At 36.9% G+C, this 19,824-nt stretch carries 21 protein-coding genes; 10 read left to right on the top strand and 11 right to left on the bottom strand.

Features of this window, described 5'->3' with window-relative positions:
- Positions 1-409: 409 nt before the first annotated feature.
- On the top strand, positions 410-1,066 hold the full coding sequence (locus tag ABR189_RS18785; protein ID WP_354662005.1) for a hypothetical protein: 657 nt from the start codon (positions 410-412) through the stop codon (positions 1,064-1,066).
- Between the two features lie 54 nt (positions 1,067-1,120).
- Here ABR189_RS18785 and ABR189_RS18790 read toward each other — a convergent pair whose 3' ends face one another.
- Both ABR189_RS18790 and ABR189_RS18795 read right to left on the bottom strand, forming a co-directional pair.
- The gene (locus ABR189_RS18790) at positions 1,121-2,749 is read right to left on the bottom strand and encodes a helix-hairpin-helix domain-containing protein (RefSeq protein ID WP_354662006.1); all 1,629 of its coding nucleotides are present in this window, start codon (positions 2,747-2,749) and stop codon (positions 1,121-1,123) included.
- Between the two features lie 57 nt (positions 2,750-2,806).
- Complete coding sequence (locus tag ABR189_RS18795; RefSeq protein ID WP_354662007.1) at positions 2,807-3,166, bottom strand: helix-turn-helix transcriptional regulator; 360 nt, start codon at positions 3,164-3,166, stop codon at positions 2,807-2,809.
- A gap of 686 nt (positions 3,167-3,852) precedes the next feature.
- Between ABR189_RS18795 and ABR189_RS18800 the strand changes: the two genes are divergently transcribed.
- The 8 genes from ABR189_RS18800 to ABR189_RS18835 all read left to right on the top strand — a co-directional run bounded on the left by ABR189_RS18800 (position 3,853) and on the right by ABR189_RS18835 (position 11,293).
- Entirely contained in the window at positions 3,853-4,386 is a 534-nt protein-coding gene (locus ABR189_RS18800; RefSeq protein ID WP_354662008.1) for a hypothetical protein, read from the top strand.
- Positions 4,376-5,227, top strand: a complete 852-nt coding sequence (locus ABR189_RS18805) for an agmatine deiminase family protein (protein ID WP_354662009.1) — start codon at positions 4,376-4,378, stop codon at positions 5,225-5,227. Before ABR189_RS18800 ends, ABR189_RS18805 begins: the two co-directional genes overlap by 11 nt.
- A 60-nt stretch (positions 5,228-5,287) precedes the next feature.
- Entirely contained in the window at positions 5,288-6,382 is a 1,095-nt protein-coding gene (locus tag ABR189_RS18810) for a ParB/Srx family N-terminal domain-containing protein (protein WP_354662010.1), read from the top strand.
- Positions 6,375-7,085, top strand: coding sequence for a restriction endonuclease (locus ABR189_RS18815; protein ID WP_354662011.1), 711 nt, complete (start codon positions 6,375-6,377; stop codon positions 7,083-7,085). The genes ABR189_RS18810 and ABR189_RS18815 overlap by 8 nt, the downstream gene beginning before the upstream one ends.
- A gap of 60 nt (positions 7,086-7,145) precedes the next feature.
- Positions 7,146-7,589 (top strand): hypothetical protein, encoded by a 444-nt coding sequence (locus ABR189_RS18820; RefSeq protein ID WP_354662012.1) that lies wholly within the window; start codon positions 7,146-7,148, stop codon positions 7,587-7,589.
- A gap of 36 nt (positions 7,590-7,625) precedes the next feature.
- Positions 7,626-8,564 carry a hypothetical protein gene (locus ABR189_RS18825; RefSeq protein ID WP_354662013.1) on the top strand — a complete coding sequence of 313 codons (939 nt, stop codon included), beginning with the start codon at positions 7,626-7,628 and terminating at the stop codon, positions 8,562-8,564.
- A 384-nt stretch (positions 8,565-8,948) separates the two neighbouring features.
- Positions 8,949-10,010, top strand: coding sequence for a linear amide C-N hydrolase (locus ABR189_RS18830; RefSeq protein WP_354662014.1), 1,062 nt, complete (start codon positions 8,949-8,951; stop codon positions 10,008-10,010).
- Between the two features lie 95 nt (positions 10,011-10,105).
- Complete coding sequence (locus ABR189_RS18835) at positions 10,106-11,293, top strand: porin (protein WP_354662015.1); 1,188 nt, start codon at positions 10,106-10,108, stop codon at positions 11,291-11,293.
- Positions 11,294-11,840: 547 nt separating this feature from the next.
- Here the strand turns inward: ABR189_RS18835 and ABR189_RS18840 are convergent.
- From ABR189_RS18840 to ABR189_RS18870, 8 genes are all read right to left on the bottom strand, one after another.
- The gene (locus ABR189_RS18840) at positions 11,841-12,890 is read right to left on the bottom strand and encodes an HNH endonuclease family protein (RefSeq protein ID WP_354662016.1); all 1,050 of its coding nucleotides are present in this window, start codon (positions 12,888-12,890) and stop codon (positions 11,841-11,843) included.
- On the bottom strand, positions 12,871-14,037 hold the full coding sequence (locus ABR189_RS18845) for a hypothetical protein (protein ID WP_354662017.1): 1,167 nt from the start codon (positions 14,035-14,037) through the stop codon (positions 12,871-12,873). The genes ABR189_RS18840 and ABR189_RS18845 overlap by 20 nt, the downstream gene beginning before the upstream one ends.
- A gap of 138 nt (positions 14,038-14,175) precedes the next feature.
- A complete protein-coding gene (locus tag ABR189_RS18850) occupies positions 14,176-14,796 on the bottom strand; it encodes a hypothetical protein (RefSeq protein ID WP_354662018.1) in 621 nt (206 codons plus the stop codon).
- Positions 14,797-15,272: 476 nt separating this feature from the next.
- The gene (locus ABR189_RS18855; protein ID WP_354662019.1) at positions 15,273-16,601 is read right to left on the bottom strand and encodes a hypothetical protein; all 1,329 of its coding nucleotides are present in this window, start codon (positions 16,599-16,601) and stop codon (positions 15,273-15,275) included.
- 246 nt (positions 16,602-16,847) lie between these two features.
- Complete coding sequence (locus tag ABR189_RS18860; protein ID WP_354663605.1) at positions 16,848-17,024, bottom strand: nucleotidyl transferase AbiEii/AbiGii toxin family protein; 177 nt, start codon at positions 17,022-17,024, stop codon at positions 16,848-16,850.
- Positions 17,025-17,057: 33 nt separating this feature from the next.
- Complete coding sequence (locus ABR189_RS30065; protein ID WP_435575331.1) at positions 17,058-17,216, bottom strand: DUF6922 domain-containing protein; 159 nt, start codon at positions 17,214-17,216, stop codon at positions 17,058-17,060.
- The gene (locus ABR189_RS18865; RefSeq protein ID WP_354662020.1) at positions 17,200-17,529 is read right to left on the bottom strand and encodes a helix-turn-helix transcriptional regulator; all 330 of its coding nucleotides are present in this window, start codon (positions 17,527-17,529) and stop codon (positions 17,200-17,202) included. Before ABR189_RS18865 ends, ABR189_RS30065 begins: the two co-directional genes overlap by 17 nt.
- Before the next feature lie 457 nt (positions 17,530-17,986).
- On the bottom strand, positions 17,987-18,298 hold the full coding sequence (locus ABR189_RS18870) for a hypothetical protein (protein WP_354662021.1): 312 nt from the start codon (positions 18,296-18,298) through the stop codon (positions 17,987-17,989).
- Positions 18,299-18,705: 407 nt separating this feature from the next.
- Here ABR189_RS18870 and ABR189_RS18875 point away from each other — a divergent pair, with 407 nt between their 5' ends.
- On the top strand, positions 18,706-18,921 hold the full coding sequence (locus ABR189_RS18875) for a helix-turn-helix domain-containing protein (RefSeq protein WP_354662022.1): 216 nt from the start codon (positions 18,706-18,708) through the stop codon (positions 18,919-18,921).
- A 191-nt stretch (positions 18,922-19,112) separates the two neighbouring features.
- Here the strand turns inward: ABR189_RS18875 and ABR189_RS18880 are convergent, their stop codons facing one another.
- Positions 19,113-19,706: a hypothetical protein gene (locus ABR189_RS18880; RefSeq protein ID WP_354662023.1), complete on the bottom strand. Its 594-nt coding sequence runs from the start codon at positions 19,704-19,706 to the stop codon at positions 19,113-19,115.
- Between the last annotated feature and the right edge of the window lie 118 nt (positions 19,707-19,824).

Genomic DNA, 19,824 nt, shown 5'->3' on the forward strand with positions numbered 1-19,824 from the left:
CTTTTGCAAACAGGTGCCGCTGCGGCTATCACCAAAATCACTTGAATAGCCAATTTTCTCTGGATTTTTTATTTTGAAATTCAACAAGGTTGTATCTTCCGAGTTCTAATAAAATTAGAACGAACTGGTGGTTCGGTTACTTAGCCCTTCCTGGTAAGAAGGGCTTTTATTTTTGCCGTCGATTCAGTGCCGGAGATTTTTAAAATTTGCTTGTAACGTCCTCTAAAAGATACATTCTGTAAGTATTTGCATACAGATCATCAGTATTTACATACTCGTTGTATGCTTTTCTAGTTCATAAAATGTTCTCCATTATCTTGCTCCCCTGATTGCGAAGCACGCTGCAAATGTTTTGATTTTGTGGCGAGACGATTTGCTCCGCCAATATTGGAAATTAAAACTTGAATGCATGGCCTTACCGTTACTATTTCAACCTTACCCTCAGCATCTGAGAAAGGAAGAACTTTCCAACCCGTTCAAGGTGATTAACGATTTTTTTTCAGATCATTATATGGACGAGGCAAAGGATCTCATTAATAAATGGATTAAATTCTCAAATAGAAAGCAGCAATGGCGCGAGACATCACCCTCTTTTCTTCTCTCCTACTATGAGCAGATATGCGGGATTATTGAGGCATCCTGGATCATTCAGCAAATAGACAGCGCCGAAAGGCTGGCAGACCTTTCACCGCTAAATTTGGGAGTAGCAGAACTGTGCCAGAGCGATTTTTATTGTAGCCATCGCTTCAGGAAAAATCACTGGGACGACTTTCCTAGAACACTAAAGTGGAAGGAATACATTAATCCGTACATCGCGCTATCAAAATTCTTTCGGTATCAGGGTCTAGCCGAATGGAAACGAGATATACATTCACTTTTGCATCTTGCTTTATCAAAGTGTAAGATGGACGGAGGGGAAGTTGATTTATTAAATGTAAGCATGCACCTTAATAAGCTGATTGAGGCTTGCCATTTAGTGCATGTCAGAGAATTTGAATGGATAGATAGTGAAATGGCTTTTAAAGAGATAAAACAAATTGAAAAAAATAGAAGGCCAAAACTGTAGGGATGATAAATGGCTGCTAATTGGGGAAGGCTTTTTTGCGGAATTAGCTCGGGGCTACCGAAAATTACGGGCTTCAGGAAATATTTCATTCGCATTTGTTGATTTCCCTTTATTTGTTTGACCTTTCGCGAGAGTTTGTATTAAAAGTTTAGTGAAATCAAAACACTCCTCAACAATTACGTGCGTCACTCCACTTTCATGCTGAAGGCGACCTGCGACCATGAGCAATTTTGATTGTAATATTTGCTTGCGATACTTCTCAAAAATGGTTTCAAATGCAATCAGGTTAATGGTATTAGTTTCATCTTCTAATGTAATAAAACATACTCCCTTTGCTGTACTGGGACGTTGCCGCACAATAGGTAGGCCAGCTACCCTTACTTGGCTGCCATTCCCAATGGTATCCAAATCCTTTGCCGTAGAGACATATAACATCTGCAGCTTTTCCCGAGCAAAGCTCACTGGATGTGCTTTCAGAGATAAAGATGTAGCCACATAGCCCTGAATGACCTGCTCACCTTCGCCCATAGTGGGCAGCGTTACTGATTCTTCTGGTGTTTTCTGGCCTTTGAATACACCCTCTGGCAAGTCCTTCAACGCAGAAATTTCCCATAAAGCGTTCCGCCGATCCAACTCCATAGAGCGAAAGGCATCTGCGTTGGCCAATTTGTCAAGTGAAGTGATAGAAATACCTAAATCCCGAATTTCCTGAACACTGGTATAAGGTTGCTGTCGTAACGTTACCAGCAGTTTCATCTCATCTTCTCGGAGCCCGGACACTTGGCGAAGGCCTAACCGTAGTGCACGATATTTGCCAACTGGCTCTTCTAACTTATTATCCCAGTCTGAGAGATTCACTTCAACTGGTCGTACCTCAACTGCATGCCTGCGGGCATCGATTACAATTTGGGCGGGTTGGTAGAACCCCATCGGCATACTGTTAAGCAGCGCACAGGCAAATATTTCCGGATAATAACATTTTATCCAGCTTGAAACATATACCAGTTGGGCAAAACTAGCGGCATGACTTTCTGGAAACCCATAACTACCAAAACCTTTGAGTTGCTCGAATATTTGCTTTGCAAATTCCTCAGTGTAGCCTCTGCTCATCATGCCTTCAGTCAGCTTTTTTTCAAATTGACTCACTTTACCGCTGACTTTAAAAGTTGCCATGCTCCGCCGTAACTGATCCGCCTCGGCGGGTGAAAATCCCGCAGCGACAATCGCAATTTTCATTACCTGCTCCTGGAATAGCGGAACACCCATCGTGCGCCCAAGAATTTCCTCCAGTTCTTTTGACGGGTAGGTTACGGGTTCCTCTCCATTGCGTCGGCGCAAGTAAGGGTGAACCATGTTCCCTACTATTGGACCAGGGCGAACGATGGCAACTTCAATTACCAGGTCATAAAATACTTTGGGCTTTAACCTCGGTAACATTGACTGTTGCGCTCTACTTTCAATTTGAAATACACCAATGGTATCAGCTCGACAGATCATTTCATAAACAGCAGGATCATCCTGGGGAATGTTAGCGAGCGTTAGATCAAGGTTATAGTGCTTCTTTGCCAGGTCGAATGCTTTACGTATGTAGGTAAGCATACCAAGCGCCAATACATCAATTTTTAAAAAACCTAATACATCTATGTCGTCTTTGTTCCATTCAATATTGGTCCGATTTTCCATGCGGGCGTTCAAATAGGGCACAGCTCCGGGCGTTATTTTTTCTCATTTTTTAGCGCTTCAACCTCTTTTTTTTAGCTCTTGATTTTCTTTCTTTAATTCCGCCTTTTCGCTTGCAAATAATTCTATCGGTTTATCAAACTGGTTAAATGTCTGGTTGATTGTGAGATTAATGGGCTGGTTAATAGCGCCAGAGTGTTCATGGTTATTGTTGGTATAGGTATTCCCCATTACAGTAATAGCCACATCCCAATCTAAACTTTTTAATACTTCTTCGTCAACCTTTAATATTTCTGCAATTTGCCGGAGTAGTTCGTCGTCCTCAATATTCTCCTTATTCTCTAAATCCGAAATGAATTGCTGGCTAACAGGTCTATGTAATACGACCTCCATATCAGCAGCTACGTCACCCTGAGTCATACCCCATAATTACGAGTCCTCTGATCGGTTCATTTATTTTGTACTCTTATTATAAACTTTTATATTATGCGGTCTGTATTATAGCGATGGTCCAAATTGCTGATAATAGCAGTGCCACAGAAGAAGAAGTTCTTTGTCGATAGTAGTTGTATATTGTAATCTACGTCTGTTTGGCGGTAGGTTACGGCTTAAAGGTGTTTACTTTGTAGTGAACCGAAATTAACGTTATATGAAAGAAGAAAGAGAACAACCCGATCATTTAGCAACCTCGGCTAGTTCATGATATAATAGCAGATCGTTATCAGATCATAGCCGAATTTTTCAGCGTATCGTCATTAGTTTCCAACCTTGCATTCTCTAATACGGGATGCTTCTCTTCACATAATTACGAGTCCTCTGACTGGTTTATTTATTTTGTATTTTTATTTAACCTTTATCTGAATGTTATGATGAGGAATATTTGGGCGTTCCCCTTCGGGTAGGGCTTTTCGCAGTAGCAAGGTACTTTGCAGCAATCCCTAACGCGGAAAATAAAGTGCGCCTATTGGTATCCGCTCCAGCGGATGCTTTTTTGTTGGCGCGACTTTATTTGTGGCTTAAACAAGTTTAAGCTGGGTATTGATTTTATTCTTATTTTAGTTCTAACTGTATGGAAAACAGAGAAATATAGCCTAAGTATTACTATTATGACAAAAATTAGACATCGGTTCTTAAATCATACTATTAACCCAAAGACAGAAACTTTGGTTATTGGGACATTTAATCCAGACACAGAAGAAAACAAGGCAGACTTCTTTTATGGCAGACAGAGAAATTTTCTTTGGACACTTATTCCCACTGCATTTAATGAAAGTTCTCTTAAAACCAAACCGAAAGACGAAAAACTGAAATTCATTGAAAAATATAGGATTGATTTTATAGACCTAATTTCAGAAGTTGAAGTTGACGAAGTCGCTAATTATGATGACGGTTATCTTGACAATAAAGTAACTGAATGGATAAATGTCATCTCCAAAATCAACAAACTTCCCAATTTAAAACGAGTTTGCCTAACAAGAAAATCGTTTGGCGATATTCCAAATATGAAATCGAGAATTGATGAAATCAAAAACTATTGTAACGAAAGAAAAATTTCTTTTCAATTTTTAACAACGCCAGCAAGGTTTTACGGACAAGCAAAACAAACAGAATGGACAAATTTTTTCCGAAATGATAACTGATTGCCAAACGAATTTTCTATACTTAGCGGATACGTTACCTCAAAAATACCCAGACTTTTACAAACGGTTTGAAATTGTATTAGCTGAATATAATGTTGAATTTGCCTTACTTCCCAACACCAAAGACGTTTGGGCAGTTGACTATATGCCAATACAAACTGAACTCGATAAATTTGTTCAGTTTGTTTATAACCCTTCATACTTGCAGGCAAAGAAATATTCAAAAACTATTTCGGACGTTGATGCAATTTGCCGCAATATCGGAATTGACACAATTAAAACAGATATTATTCTTGACGGAGGGAACGTAACAAGAACAACCAACAAGGTTATTATGACCGACCGTGTTTTTATTGACAATCCGAACTACGAACGCAAACAATTAATTAAGCAGCTTTACGAGCTTTTACAGGTTAATGAAATTTATTTCGTTCCCGAACAGCCAGGCGACTTTACAGGCCATGCAGATGGAATGGTTCGGTTTATAGGCGAGAATACAGTTGTTATTAACGACTACCACCAAGAGAAAGAATGGTTTTGCCGGGCTTTTGAAATTGCCATTCACAATACAGGACTTGATTATATCAAAATTCCTTACCACGTATATGACAACAAGAGTAACGACCAAGCAAATGGAGATTATATCAATTATTTGCAAATGGAAAATTCTGTAATCGTCCCGACTTTTGGTGTCAAGGAAGATGAAATAGTGGTAAAGCAATTTGAATCAATATTTGCAGGACAGACCATCGTTACTATTAACAGTAACGAAATTGCCAATGACGGAGGAATACTGAACTGCATAACATGGAACATAAGACAGACAAATAAAAAATGTTAATGAGCCGTACTAAAATTGAGATGGCTTTTATATGATATTAAACTGGCGAAAATTTAAAAAATGAAATTAAAAAAAGCAACTGTTAGTCTGGTAGACTTATTGTTAGACCCCAACAATCCACGATTTGCAGATATATCAGATGAAAGTCTAAATATACCTAATTCTCGATTCACAGAAGATGAGGTACAGAAACATGCTTATGAAAAAATGATGAACTCTAAATTCGACGTTTTATCCTTAGCAAACTCAATTGAAACTGTAGGGTTTCTTCCTGTGGATAATATAGTAGCTAAAGAGCTTGATAATAGTAAGTATGTTGTAATTGAAGGAAACAGAAGAACTACAGCTCTGAAGTATATTGTTAAGCAATTTGCCTTAGGCCAAAATTTACTAGAACAAGCTCAAATAGATGCAATTTCTGTTATAGATATTTTGATAGTTGATAATGTAGAGGATGATCAAGAAAGTATAGGTAAAATTATTCAAGGAATAAGGAATGTAGCCGGAATTAAAGAATGGGACGCCTACCAGAAAGCACAATTCATTAGCGAAATGATAGATAAGGGGAAAGATCCAGGCACAATATCAAAAATGATTGGAATGTCTGTGAGAGATATTAACCGATATTACAAAACCTATAGTGCAATGGCTCAATTTAGAGCTGATGAAGAATATGGCTCAAAATGGAAACATTCTTATTTCAGTCATTTTGATGAAGTATTGAGGCGCCCGGTGCTAAGAGAATATTTTGGTTGGGATGATGAACACTATAGGTTTAACAACATGGCTGAATATAGAAGATTTTATGATTGGATAATTCCAGATGAAAGTGGTGCATCCGCAATTACAGATGTTCACCAGATAAGAACTTTGGTAAATTTTATTGATGAGCCCAAAGCACTGAATTATCTGGATGATAAAAACTTCCAAAAGGCCATTAATTTTTTTGAACAAAAGAATCTTAATGCACAAAAAACAACACTACCCGAATGTATGAGTCGTATTTTATCTGCAATAGATGCCTTTAAAAATATAATTGGAGAAGGACTTGAAAATGAAATGACAAAGGAAGATGTTGAAGAAGTTGAAAATAATATTGATGAGATGAAAAAGCAGATTAAAAGAATAAAAAAATTAAAAGAAGGTGATGCATGAAATTATTGAGGAGATAATCTTCATAACACCTAAGTCTCGTTATGAGACAATGGCCTTATTGGTTCAATATTACACAAAACAAGGTCATAATATTATGCAGGCATCTGCGAAGGCAGAATCTAATCTCCGCTTCTTTTGTGAAGACGTTCAGAATTTGATAAATTATTCTACAAAAGAAAACGTCGCATGCTTGTATAATTCAATAAGCAATTCTGTTGCTAACATTAACCTTAATTACTTCATAGTTAAGGAAATTCATTCAGAATTAAAAAAATTATCATGGCAAGTTTTTGAAGACTTTTGTGCTGCACTCATGAAAAAGTGCTTCGGGGCTTCTTCTGTTGATATAACCCAAAGAACAGCCGACATGGGTTTAGATTTTAAAGGGTTTATCCCCTTTAAAGGCCGCCTTTCAACTTCTCCTTTTACGTATATAGAGTTATATGGACAGGCAAAAAAATATCTGGGAAATGTAGGAAGGGGGGATGTGGATGCTTTTACAGCATTTGCTAATAGACAAAAAAGGGATAACACATATCCAGCACAGCTATTTGTCTTTTGTACGACTTCTGATTTCATTCCTTCTGCGAAGGCTGAAATTATTAAGAATCATTTTGTCTCAATCAATGGATTTCAGATTGCGACATTAGTATTTCAAGAAACAGGGAAAGCAGGCATTGAGGCAATAAGAGAATTTCTTTAAACCGAAAAAGGTATTAAACTACCGATTGTCTTCGTTCGATAGTTTTAATAAACTCATATTATGTTCGACGAACTTAAAAAATATAAGAACACCGGAGCATTCAATTTCAAAACTTCAGAATCATTGAAAGAAAAATGTAATGCACCGATTGATAAAGGTGGCGTTTATTTAATTTATAAAATAGTAGGGGATAAAGAGGTACTGATTTACATAGGTTCAAGTGGCCAAAGAAATAAAGATGGAACCCTTAAAATTAGGAAAGGCGGAATGAAAGATCGTTTAGTCAATGGTTATCACCCTCATAGGTTTGGAGAAATCAAAAGAATAAAAAGACATGAAGCATTTCCCCAACAAATGCAAGCTGCAAACATTACAGAACTTAAATTTTATTGGTGGGTGACATACGACGATATTAATTCGGATTTTCCCACGGATGTCGAAGCAAAATTGAGCAAGAAATATTTCGAAAAGTTCCAGAAGCACCCTGAGTGGCATAAGTTTTAAATGGTTGCAATATTTTAAACCCTTAAATTTTGAAAAGTGGATCTTATACTTGACACTAATATTTACAGGAACTTAGTCAGAAACCTTACCGATAACCAAGTGTTTGACATTTCTAACAAGATAAAACAAAAATGTAGACAAGATAATATTACGTTGTTATTTCCGATTAATTCAGCAATGGAGTTAATTAGTCATTTCAATGACGAATCAGAAATAGAAAAACTAGAATGTAGAAGAGCCTTAAAACTACTTGTTGATTTATCAACAAAGCATTCGTCAGCACATATTCATGTGGATTTTATACCGCCTCTTAACGCTATTTTGGAGCGACATTTCTTCGGAACCGAGGATAAACATGCAAAAATATATGCCAAAGTAATAACATTAGCTCAAATGCTAGTTGGTAATATTGAAGCTGAAGAACAAGCTGACATGGATAAATATATCCAGACCGTCAGAGGTCAGATTGAATTTGAAAAAAGAGAAATCAGGGATAACTATGAAGATTATTTAAAGTCAATGAATAATGGGGAAGCGGATTGGGAATATTTTAAAAACAAAAAACAGCTTCGTAGGGACTATTTTCATAAACTAAAGATTGGTAGGCTTTCTTTTTTAGTAGCGCAAAGCTTCGTTGATAGAGCACATAATATAATTGGACATCCAATTGTAAAAGACCAGGAGTACTATGACAAAGTAATAAAATTCATGCAAGACTTTTGCCCTGCATTAGTTATGAATGAACTCTTACTCGAAAATGTCGGACACGGAGTTGAGGCAATCAAAGATGTTGCAGATGGACGATGGAATACAATTATAGATATATCATTAATATTCGGAGCGTTATATAATCCTAAAAATGTAGATAGACGATTAGTAACAGAGGAGAATAATATTCATTCATCCTTTGACAGCTGCGGTTTTCAAAATAAGATATTAAGCCTTGACCAATTTAGAGCATTGATGGGCATTTAGTCATAGTAGGTATTCATTTCCCTGGCTTTACCGTTGGAGGTATTCGCAAATTCATTTCCCGACTATCTTCCTGTAATATCTCACCATGCAGAAAACTAACCATCCTTCCGTTGTCGCGTCTTCTGACGGACAACCTACTTCTACTCCACATCAAAGATGTTGCGGATAAAAGATCACCGACGACCCTAACAATCTTGCCAGGTTGTTTTTAGCCCATAATTAAATTAGGCAATCACGCGATAATAAAACAATAAACCATTAAATAAAATATTAGAAATTTGTAACTATAGTTAATATTTCTAATTATTTATATCATTTTCTCTAGATTTACTACTGTAAGGATTGTTGTCTTTGGATTACTAACCTATAAATATCTTTATTTTTATGAAAAAAAACAGATTCCTGAAAACAGCGATTGCTTTTACTGCGGCCGTTTTATTTGGCATAACTAAAAAAACAGATGCTTGTACCAGAGTAGTTTATAAAGGGCCAAACAACACAATCATTACTGCCAGGAGCATGGACTTCTCCATCCCTATCCCCTCAAACTTATGGCTATTCCCCAGAGGAATGGAACGTGATGGAAGCACTGGGCAAAATACTGTAAAATGGACTTCTAAATATGGTAGTATGACTACTAGTTCATGGGACATTGCGATCTCGGACGGTATGAACGAAAAAGGACTTGTTGCCAATATGCTTTGGTTGGTAAGTTCAAAGTATCCAGAATTTTCGAAAGAAGGAAAGGGTAAAAAGGGCTTAGCAGTTTCTCTGTGGGCGCAATATGCATTGGATAACTTTGCTACAGTAGCCGAAGCTGTGGAGGAGTTTAAGAAAGAAGAATTTGTTGTCGTTACAGATTTTATTCCAGGAACAGATAAATTTACGACAGTACATCTTTCTATGTCAGATGCCACCGGCGACAATGCTATCCTTGAATACATTAATGGAAAGTTAGTTATCCATCATAACCCTTCCTATACTGTAATGACGAATGACCCGATATTTGAAGAACAATTAGCGATAAACGAATATTGGAAAGGTATTCCGGGTAATATATTTCTTCCTGGTACCAACAGGGCAGCAGATAGATATGTTCGGGCTTCCTACTATATTAAAGCCATTCCGCAAACAGACAATACCAGAATTGCGGTAGCCGGTGCATTCAGTGTTATCAGGCAGTGTTCGGTTCCATATGGGATCTCTACGGAAGGCTTTCCTAATCTATCCACTACAAGATGGAGAACTGTTTCGGACCAAAAAAATCTGGTGTATTATTTTGAGGATGCCCTAAGCCCCAATGCAATCTGGGTTGATTTAAAAAAATTGGACTTTAGTAAAGATGGAAAAGTGAAAAAACTTGCATTAGATAAAAACCAGATTTACGCAGGGGAAACTTCAAAGCAATTTGTAGAAACAAAACCATTTATATTTCAGGGTATCTAAGTAATAAAAAGTCAAAACAATTAAAAATGTTATTAATAAAAGCCGGCTCTTAAGAGCTGGTTTTTATTAATAACAAGAATAACAAGTAGCCAGATATGCGAGGTACATTCCATCTAATGATGTGTTTAACTACATGTCTTTGCTTCCACGCTGTATACGGTCAGGATAGTACTGACTCCGTTGAAATATTGATTAGACCGTATGCAGGTCTTCGAGGACATACAGCTGTTTTTGATAACCAAATGGAACTTCAGGAAAATGCATCCAGAATTGGGGCAGAACTAGGTATTAAAAAAGGGAAAACGGGATTTATTGCAGGAGTAGAAATACAGGTGAACATGTTTAGAGGAAGTTCCTCCTTTAATGCTGATGGTAATTTGTCTGGTGGATTTCTGAACATTCAAGCCGAGCAGACCCAACAGGTTTTTGGAAACCGTTTAGGGTATTTGGGAATATCTTTGGACAAATATGGTACCCTTACCATTGGAAAGCAATGGAGCGTTTATCGTGATATCACGTCTTATACAGATAGGTTTAATGTTTTTGGAGCAAGAGCGTCCGCAACTTTCGTTGGCGGGACAGATGGTGGTGAAAATGGGACCGGACGAGCAGATCAATCCATAATTTATCGAAATCAAATAGGCCCTTTTCGTTTTGGCGCGCAGGTCCAGGCAAGAGGAGGAAACAACAGCCAATTTATAGATGGATTTGGTTTATCCACTCAGTTGGAAATTATGCAGGATTTTTTCATTGGAATGGCGTTCAACAGAGCTTTTCTTAGTGAAAATATTATAGGCAGCGGGAAAATATTAGGGCTTTCGGGTCACCCAACTTATGTCTCTTTGGGTACTAAGTATACGGGTAAAAGATTGGATTTAAGCATAACGTGTGTATTACAGAAAAACGGAGATTTCACACAAGGCTTTTATATAGACCCTCAAACTGGAGCACAGAGGCCTACTGTTGTTTTTGACGCAAAGGGAATTGAAATCTTCGGAAGATATAAGTTCAATAAACTGTCTATCCTTACCGGATATAATCTCTATGCTCCTGCCATAGGGCACATTTCATCAATTTTCGGGCAGTCTCCGGTCCACAGCGGATTCAGAAGAGACGATTTTATTGTTGGCATTTCATACCAGCCTCTTAAGTTCGTTCAGATATATAGTGAACAACGATTATCAGCTGGAAAAACCGCTATTGGGGCAAAAGAAAAAAGTGTCTTTACATTAGGAATGAAAATTGATGTTTCGAAAAGGTTTAACAAGATGTTTCTTTTGTAAATATTTCCCTCGATGACTAACACATTTATCGCACGATGAGACTGGAAACTATTATCTATTGCAATACTTACATTATTAGAGCTCCAAACAGACCGTTTTACTGTAAAAACCATTCGATGTATTGGTTGGAACTCCCCGAATATTAGTTTTTATTAAGATATAGATTCTGCTGTTAATTTTCAGTAGATAGTAGTCTTAAAGACGCATTTCCAAACCTCCTTTTCTTTAATAATCCTTTGGTGTTTGCCATTTCCCCATGTCCCAAAGTTATACAAAATGGGCGGGGTATTATCTCTAATTTCCACCGCAACCTCATCAAAACTATTGTACCGTTTTATCATAACATCTAGTTTTTAAAGACTTGCAAATATGCCTTAGTCATTCAGTTTAAATATCAGATGTGAACAGCAGTTATACTCTATCTATATAGTATATTTGGCAAAGGTGATTAACCTGTACAAAGTACGGGAAAGAAATCAGGAATATTAAGCAAACAATATACAGCCAGTTAGAAGGATATTATAGTGACTCACTGATTATCTGATCCTTAGATCATCAAACCAAACTCCTCAGCTATGTCCGCTGTCATTTTTGATAAAATGCGTTTATGGAAATGGTCTGCATGTAAATAATTACCCATAACTAGTTCTTTGATCTCACTCGTAGATGTAAAAATAGAATGGCCACCAAAATTAAAGGCTTTAAAAATATTCTCAATCGCCGTTTTATTATAGACGTATGCCTTCTTGATCACGTCGCCGGCGATGTCTTTATGAAATTTATAGCGGTCGTCAATGCAAAAAAGGTCGATGCTTTCTGAGGCACGTTTTCGCTGGTCGTTCGTCGTTCCTCTACAAGGACGACACTTCAATTCAAAGTCCTCACTATTCACTAGAAAATCGACTGCATCTACTTTCGTACGAAATTGAAACAGACCCTCGATATCATCGACAAACGGATGCAGATATTTGGCCCGCGAGAATGTTTTTTGTCCCTTTAACGCGCCCGAGTTGCAGAGTGAACAAGAAGGTACTAGATTATAAAATGACAGTGCGAAGTAAGGATAGCTGCTTTTTTTGAGAAAGTGATCAAACTGCGGTCGGCTGCTCATTCTTTTGGTCCGGATAGTGTAAGTAAAGTTCGCATTGCAATATGGACAGGTATTAATCTGCAATCGCGTTGCATGCCGATAAGCCAATTTACCATTACTGATTTTAACGAAGCTGTTATCCGTTGTGTCATAGTCGAATATCCGATTGATCTCCAACTTCCAAATTTTTCGCAAATAATTGATCTTTTGTTGCCTATGCCTAATCACATTACCGTTGCTATTCCTTAAAATAGGATTCGTGGCCAAATGATTGGTTATTGCTTGCTGAAAGATAGCATCAATAGTCAAATGTTCCCTTTCTAGCTCGTCAGGTTGAGCTGTAATTATTCGCTGAATGTTTCCTGCAAAATGAATCATTAAGGGCGTCAATTGAGGCACGGTATTGGCCGCAATCCTGGCATTCAACTGCAAATCTTGTTCAATTTCCCTGTAAAAGATGAGAGCCATCGCGTCGAGATCCGCGATGCTATGAGGGTTTCTGATCATCTGAATTAATATTTGTTTGACGGTCTATCTCTTCCAATCGTTTCAATAACTGCTCGCGTTCTTCAGCCAGCCCAAACTTTTCAGACCACATGTCTTGTAGCTTTATACGTAATGCAGGCTCACCAATCATGTCTATCGTCTTTTTATATCCTGAGTTGGGCTTTTTTTTACGCTTGTCGTTGATGAATTTTATAATGTCGTTTATGCGCTCTTTCGCAAAATCGTCCATTAGTACACCATTCAGATAAAACGAATCGGCAAAAAGTGTGTGTACATTCGCTGCGAATGTACTTTGACGATTATTATCCTTTCCATGAAAGATCGAAAGTTCCTTATTGACCTTCTCAATGAATATCACGTTAGATTTAGGCAAATCAGAGGAAATGAACGGCGAGTTGGCGGTGAAGATAACTTGAACCGTATGTCCAACGAAAAGCCTTTTTAAAAAACCAATCGTGGTATTTAAAAATCGTCTTTGCCATTCCGGATGATAGCCAATATCACCTTCATCGATCATAATGATCAGGTTATTGGGCAAATCACCATGACGATGATGCTTCACGTGATAAAATCGGGACATTAACGAAAGATAAGATTGCTCACCACCACTCAGCGAACGCCACTTGAATTTCAAAAACGCGCTGATACCTTTGATCTGAAGATAATATCGGCTGAATTGCTTAAAAACACTCTCGGTCTCATCATTAACTACCAGGTTCATGGTAGTTGCACTAACCGGAACGAATATCTTATCCTGAAAAAGCTTTTCAACGAATTGAAATAGCTGCGGAACCAAATTGGCCAATTGTTCTTGTCTGGGTAATTCAACCGAATGGCCCTCATACTCAAATTGAATATTCTTCATGCTTGAAAAGAAATCCAGAATATAGTGGCGGGCGGATTGGCCTTCCGTCAAGGGGCGATCATGAATATATTGGCTGCCAAAAGTATACTTGTACACCTGAATTTGGTAATTTACAAATATCCCCAATAGCAGATTATCCAATAAAATATCGATACTCGACCTATTCTTTTTGTTTGACACATCAGTGTATAAAGCCTTAATTAGGGGGGCGATATCAATGTTTTTTTCTATTGAATTGTCCTCAAAATAGATCTGGTCGCTATGATCTATTTCAATGGTCAAGAATTCAGGTTTAGAAAATGGAAGGTCTGCAAAGTCGAAATCAGAGGTAGTCAATTCTATAGCCCGTGCCACCTCGGAAATATAGAAGCTATCCAGATCATTGCATTGTGCTAAAAGACTTTCTTGTCTTTTGGGGTCTCAATATTCTTCGGTGATCCGTCTTCTTTCCTCCATCATTAAACAAGCACTGGAAATATTTGTCAGGCCTTTCCATGGTTCCAGATCTTCATTAAAGTCCAGCAAATAGGAATAGTAGATATACTCAGCGCCTCCAAGATGTTTTGTAAGCCTCATCGTATTTCCAACATCATTACCGTATGTTACACGATTAAATTGCAATGAAGTTTGAATGTCGAAATCAATTTCTAAATGCTCTGGTCGTACGATATAGTATTGTTCGATCCCAGACTCAACACGGGAATAGATAAACAAATCAAATTGGACCCGCGCCTCCAAACCTTGTGGAAGCGATTTTTTCATATACTTTAATATACTCGTTTTTCCTGCACCGTTCTTACCTATAATAGTCGTTACATTGGTGATTTTCCCGTACTGAATATCTTCTTCGTTTTTCTCGTTTAATCCCTTATCGTTAAAAAAATTTTCAATAAAATCTGGGTTATCTTTTATTGTTAACTGATAACGGATTGTGGACTGATCTTCTAAAGCTTTCAAATCAACGATAAGACGGGAAGAAAATGTGATGCCGGTTTTTGTGAGTGGCGGAAAATTATTAATCCACATGTAGTGAATTTGCATAGTGGGATAAGATTTAGTAGTCCGATAATTCCTGGGTAACAAGTTTACGGAATGTAAAAAAACAGTCTTACTATAAACTAGCGCTGATTTCCTTCGCGAAATAGCTCATTGTTACCATGTATGTCCGAAATAGTAAAGTCCTCACATAATCGAGAGGATAGCAAATTAACAAAATAAAATTGTATATTTTGTACCTTTAGTAAAAGCTGATTAACCTGTATAAATTATAGGAAAGAAATCGGGACTATACAAAGGACCTCGACTAAATGCTCAACTAAAAAATAAAATCCCGTGACTAGCGCGAGATTTGTAAGTTGTCTGTGATCCCGGTGGGGATACATTTATCTTAGCAACGCCTTGTAAAATCTGAATTTGGCAGTGGTAAGCGTTCATTGTTAACGGTGGTGCTGACCTAATTGCTTAATGTAAATAATAATAAATCAGAATCAACAAAGTTAAATATTGGATCTTTTACTTCATTTAATATACCTAGCAAATTCTGAAAATTTTGATTTATCAACCAATAAATTCAAAAAATCCTCTTGATCTTCTGATAATGCCACATTCTCTAGCAAAACGTTTCCCAAATCCCTTAGCCTGGTAAGTTTTTCCGGATATTTAATTCTGTCCTTTAGCTTTTGATTTTTCTTTATGAACTTTATGAATTCTTCAGCGGCTGTTACATCAAATTTTTCAAACATTTCTTTTACAATAACTACAGCCGTATCTGAATAAAAGTCAGTCCTATTAAATCTCATGCTATACCCTCTTGTTCCGACATATATAAGAGTTAAACCAGCAACATATCTTCCTATAAGATCAGCAGGTATAGTTGTTCCTAATCGTCTTAAATAACGAACTGCGTTTGTTTCGGCAGCCCAATTTTCAATAGCACCTTCAAGATTGTCTATAGCAGGAGTATAAATTGATTTTCTTGTCGCTGTTGAAACATATCTCAATCCCCTTACGAGAATTAGAAATTCGGTTCCTTTATCAATTTTAATTTTATCACCAGAAATAATCTCTTTATCCAATCTCTTACCTAATTGGCTCTTTTGCTCCTTAGAAAGATATGACCATAATATTGGAGCGCAAAACTCAACATTAGATCGTAACTCTAGCGATGTACTGTCATGAATATAGGTACTATAAAATTTATTAATCAACTCTGTCTTGTAAACGTCCGGCAAGTCGCTAAATGCTTGTTCAATAGCTGCTTCATTCTTCGAAAAAGAAGAGGTATCCATTGTCAGCATATATGTATTAATATCAATAATTTCTGGCATATACTCTTCCGAAAGAACATATTTATTACAATCAGAAATCATATTCAGTACTTTAAATATATTCGGCTTTGAGCTCTTAGGGTGGCCATCAAATATATTTCTGGTTTCTCTTGCTTGGTGTAAGAGCTTTTTTGCCTCCCAACCGATAACTCCTATTTTATAAGCACCTTCAATGAGATCATGATCAGTAACATGATCCTGAAAATCTTCATACGTCTTTATTGTCTTCTTGAAACTCATCTCTTTATTAAACAAATCCAGACTGCGATGTTCGATTTTCTTCCTTAGGTCGTCAACAACTGCATTCCAATATGAACCAATCGCTCCTCTGAAAGCACCAGCAGATAGCGATCTTAATGTTTCTTCTATATAAGGACTATCAAGAGCCTCTTCTCTAATTTTATTGAGTTCTTTGCTCAAAAAATCTTTTTCTTCTTCTGAAAGCTTGTACTCTTCTTTGGAGATTGTTACAGTCGCTTTGGTTAAAACTGACTTAGATGGAGGCTTTCTTGAGGACATTTTAAATTAGATTATTAGGATATCAAATAATTTATAAAAACATTTTTAATAGAAAGCAATATAATAAAAAGCTTATTTGAAGCTTACTTAGCATTCACAACCATAATAAATATATTTATTTTTTGTCAATATAACAGTATTCGTAATATGAATTTGGAGGAAGTAGTCTCCATTGTCACTGTTCGAGAATTAAAACGCATCCCAAAGAGATATAAACATCCCATACTGATTAGTCCACGAGTAGATCTATTGAAGTTTTGACAAATAGTTTTCCAGTACCGCAAAGTCAACTATTTTATACTCTTGATCCGTAAACAAATCAATATCAATAGACATTCGGTGACCTAGATGCAGGCTGAGTGCTGTGCCGCCTACTAGCCGAAAGTTTTTAAACTCCTCGTGTTGCATCAAATCCTTGAGCACATCTTCCAGCAACAGTATTCCAATAGAGCATGATTAATTAATTGACGAATCCGCTAATACCTGGTCAACGACTTGCTTGCCATAAAATCGAATGATTTCTTTTTTTTCCAGCTCATTACCCCGTTCGAAAACCCTCTTAATGATGGTCTTTTCTTGCTTTATCCAGTCAATACTTTCAAACCGGGTGTCCAAAAAAAATTGCTTTCCGGAATTTCTTTAAACCGGGATGGAGCTTAAGGGATTCTTTTCGCTTTATTTCCTTTATATCAAAATAAGTCTGGAGAATCATAAAAAAACCTTCTTCCATACCCAGTTCATGCTCGATCTTTAAGGCAAGTGGAGTGTTCATATCCCGTTTCCCTTTAGTAATAGCACCAAGGGTTTGAGGATATTCTCCAATTGAAATCGCAAAAGGTCCCTTAGCGAGCTTTCTCTTTTGAAGCTCCCTTTCCAGAAAGATGCCTGGATGGATCCCTTTTAAAGCTTGGATTTCTTGAATGTTCATATAGTAAAGGTAAGAAAATTCATTTAAACAAAAATTAATAAACAAAAATGTTTATTATAATAGATAATCTCTCTAATTATTGAAAACGATGCTTTAAAGTAACAACCTGGGGAGTGTTTGGACTTGAACCTAGGAAAATGAACTAATCCCTGATCGACAATCATGATATTACGGACACAGTGCATTTTCCTAATTGCGTGCTAGAAGATGTAATGAAATTTTGGACATTCGACGAAAAGTTGGATATTTGGTTCGTTAATGCACGTTACTAATTCATTTAGTATCAACGCGTTAAAGTTTTCGGATAATTTACGAATCAAACATAAGTATTTGATAATCAACAATATTTAACTCCCCAGCAGGGGGAGCAAGATAGTAAAGGGTTTCAGCGGATTAGCACTGAAACCCTTTTTTTATTTGCATACAATTTGCATACAAATAAACTCAAAAGGTTAGGCTATTCTTTTTTAGTATCAATTCCTTTATTATCCCCACCTTTTCTATAACGGCCAAAATAGTTCCAAAGTTCTTTTAGCAGTTTGTCGTTTAATTGTGAGATTTTTTCTTTGTCTGCATTACTGATGGCACTGATAACCTTGTTTTTCCTGGTAACGCTTGGCTTATCAACAGCCCGCATCTTTCTATAAAATGTTGGAATACTCCAATTACATTCTTCACAAACGGCATCGCGAAATAAAATTGGTAGTTCGGCAAACTGTTCGTGAGAATCTTTGAGGATGTTTGCTTCAGTAAGGGGATTAGTACTCATGCAGTAAAGGATTTAAGAGATTTAAGTCTTTTACAAAAGCCGAGTACCTGACTTTAAAGTAAAAAAAGGCGCGGTACTCATCGTTGCCGCCGTTCGGGAACCGCAAAGAACCCTTAGACCAAACAACGCGAGCCCATACGCCATAACGTTGAGCTTCGCAGTTGCCCTGTGGTCTTGAATATTTGCGGTATTTGAACGGACCAAGGCTTTTGCGTATTTGCGACTATTCTATTTAAGAAGCACGCAAACTACAATATTTGAATCAATCGAGCTTTATGATTTTTTAGTAATTCATGATGTAAATATAAGCAATTATTAATTAAAATACACTATAGTGTATGTGTTATAGTAGATGTTCTATCGTGACTATGCTATTGTGTATATTATTTATACGTTTGTTCTTAATAATGAAATCTAAAGAACAAATATTATCCGATTTTGGCAAAAGGTTGTTAAAGCTACGGGAAGCTAAAAAAATCACGCAGATGGATTTAGCTGTGAAAGTAGACAGTTACCCTAATTATATTTCAAAATTGGAAAATGGAAAATCAGAACCTGGGTTGGTTATATTGAAATCTTTAGCGGCAGCACTTGGGGTAACAGTTTCCGATTTAACTGGTTAATACTCATGTTGTGATAGATTTAGTTCCCATTGGGTGCAATTAAAGCCTGTAATTCAGTACATTAATCTCCTCACCGGATAACTTTCTATTCCCTAGGGTACAATTAAAACTCGGAAATGGTCTGATTTCTACCCGTAATAAATGTATTTCTATTCCTTCAGGGCTTAATTAAAGTAAGTAAAAGTACTATTCTATTTCCTTTTGCACATTGCATTAATGAAATCCTTTTCGCTCACCCCTTCCGCTGCTTTTAACTGTACCATAATCTTTAGATACCGCTTTGTTGGTTTACCCTTATAAAACATTCTAAAGTGCCTGCTGTACAATTCCTCATATAATTTATCAACGCGGAAAGCTGGGCCATATACCTTTTCTAAATCCCGGTACTTTTTAGACTGTATTTGTTTTTCGTAGTAACCATTTATCGCTGATCTGTGGAGAAAGTAATCATTATATTGGTACAGCTTACGGCAAAGTTTATTTGTAAATGGACAATGGAAATACCATACATAGCCCTTACCTAGATTGCTGGCTGCCTTTATAAGAGGAACCTGGTAATTAATAGCTTTCTCTTTGTTAACCGTGTATGATAGAGTCAAATACGCTTCCTTATCATTAATCACGACTATTATACCTATACAACCATTGGGGTTACCATTACGGCTCCAGGTTAAAGTACCAGTTTTCCAAGTGTTAGGCTCCAGGTACTTCCATTTACGAAGATCAGTAATAGAAATATTCTTTCTTTCTTCAAATGTCGTTGGGTAATTACCTATTCGTGCCATGTTATTATTTTCAAACCGAAATTATTAGGGAATGTGCTATTTATCTTCATCATACGAACGTTAGATGTTAGCATTTGTTAGCACCTGGTACAAGATATCCCCCTATTTAGTGTCATAT

Source organism: Chitinophaga sp. H8 (assembly GCF_040567655.1).
Taxonomy (GTDB): Bacteria; Bacteroidota; Bacteroidia; order Chitinophagales; family Chitinophagaceae; genus Chitinophaga; species Chitinophaga defluvii.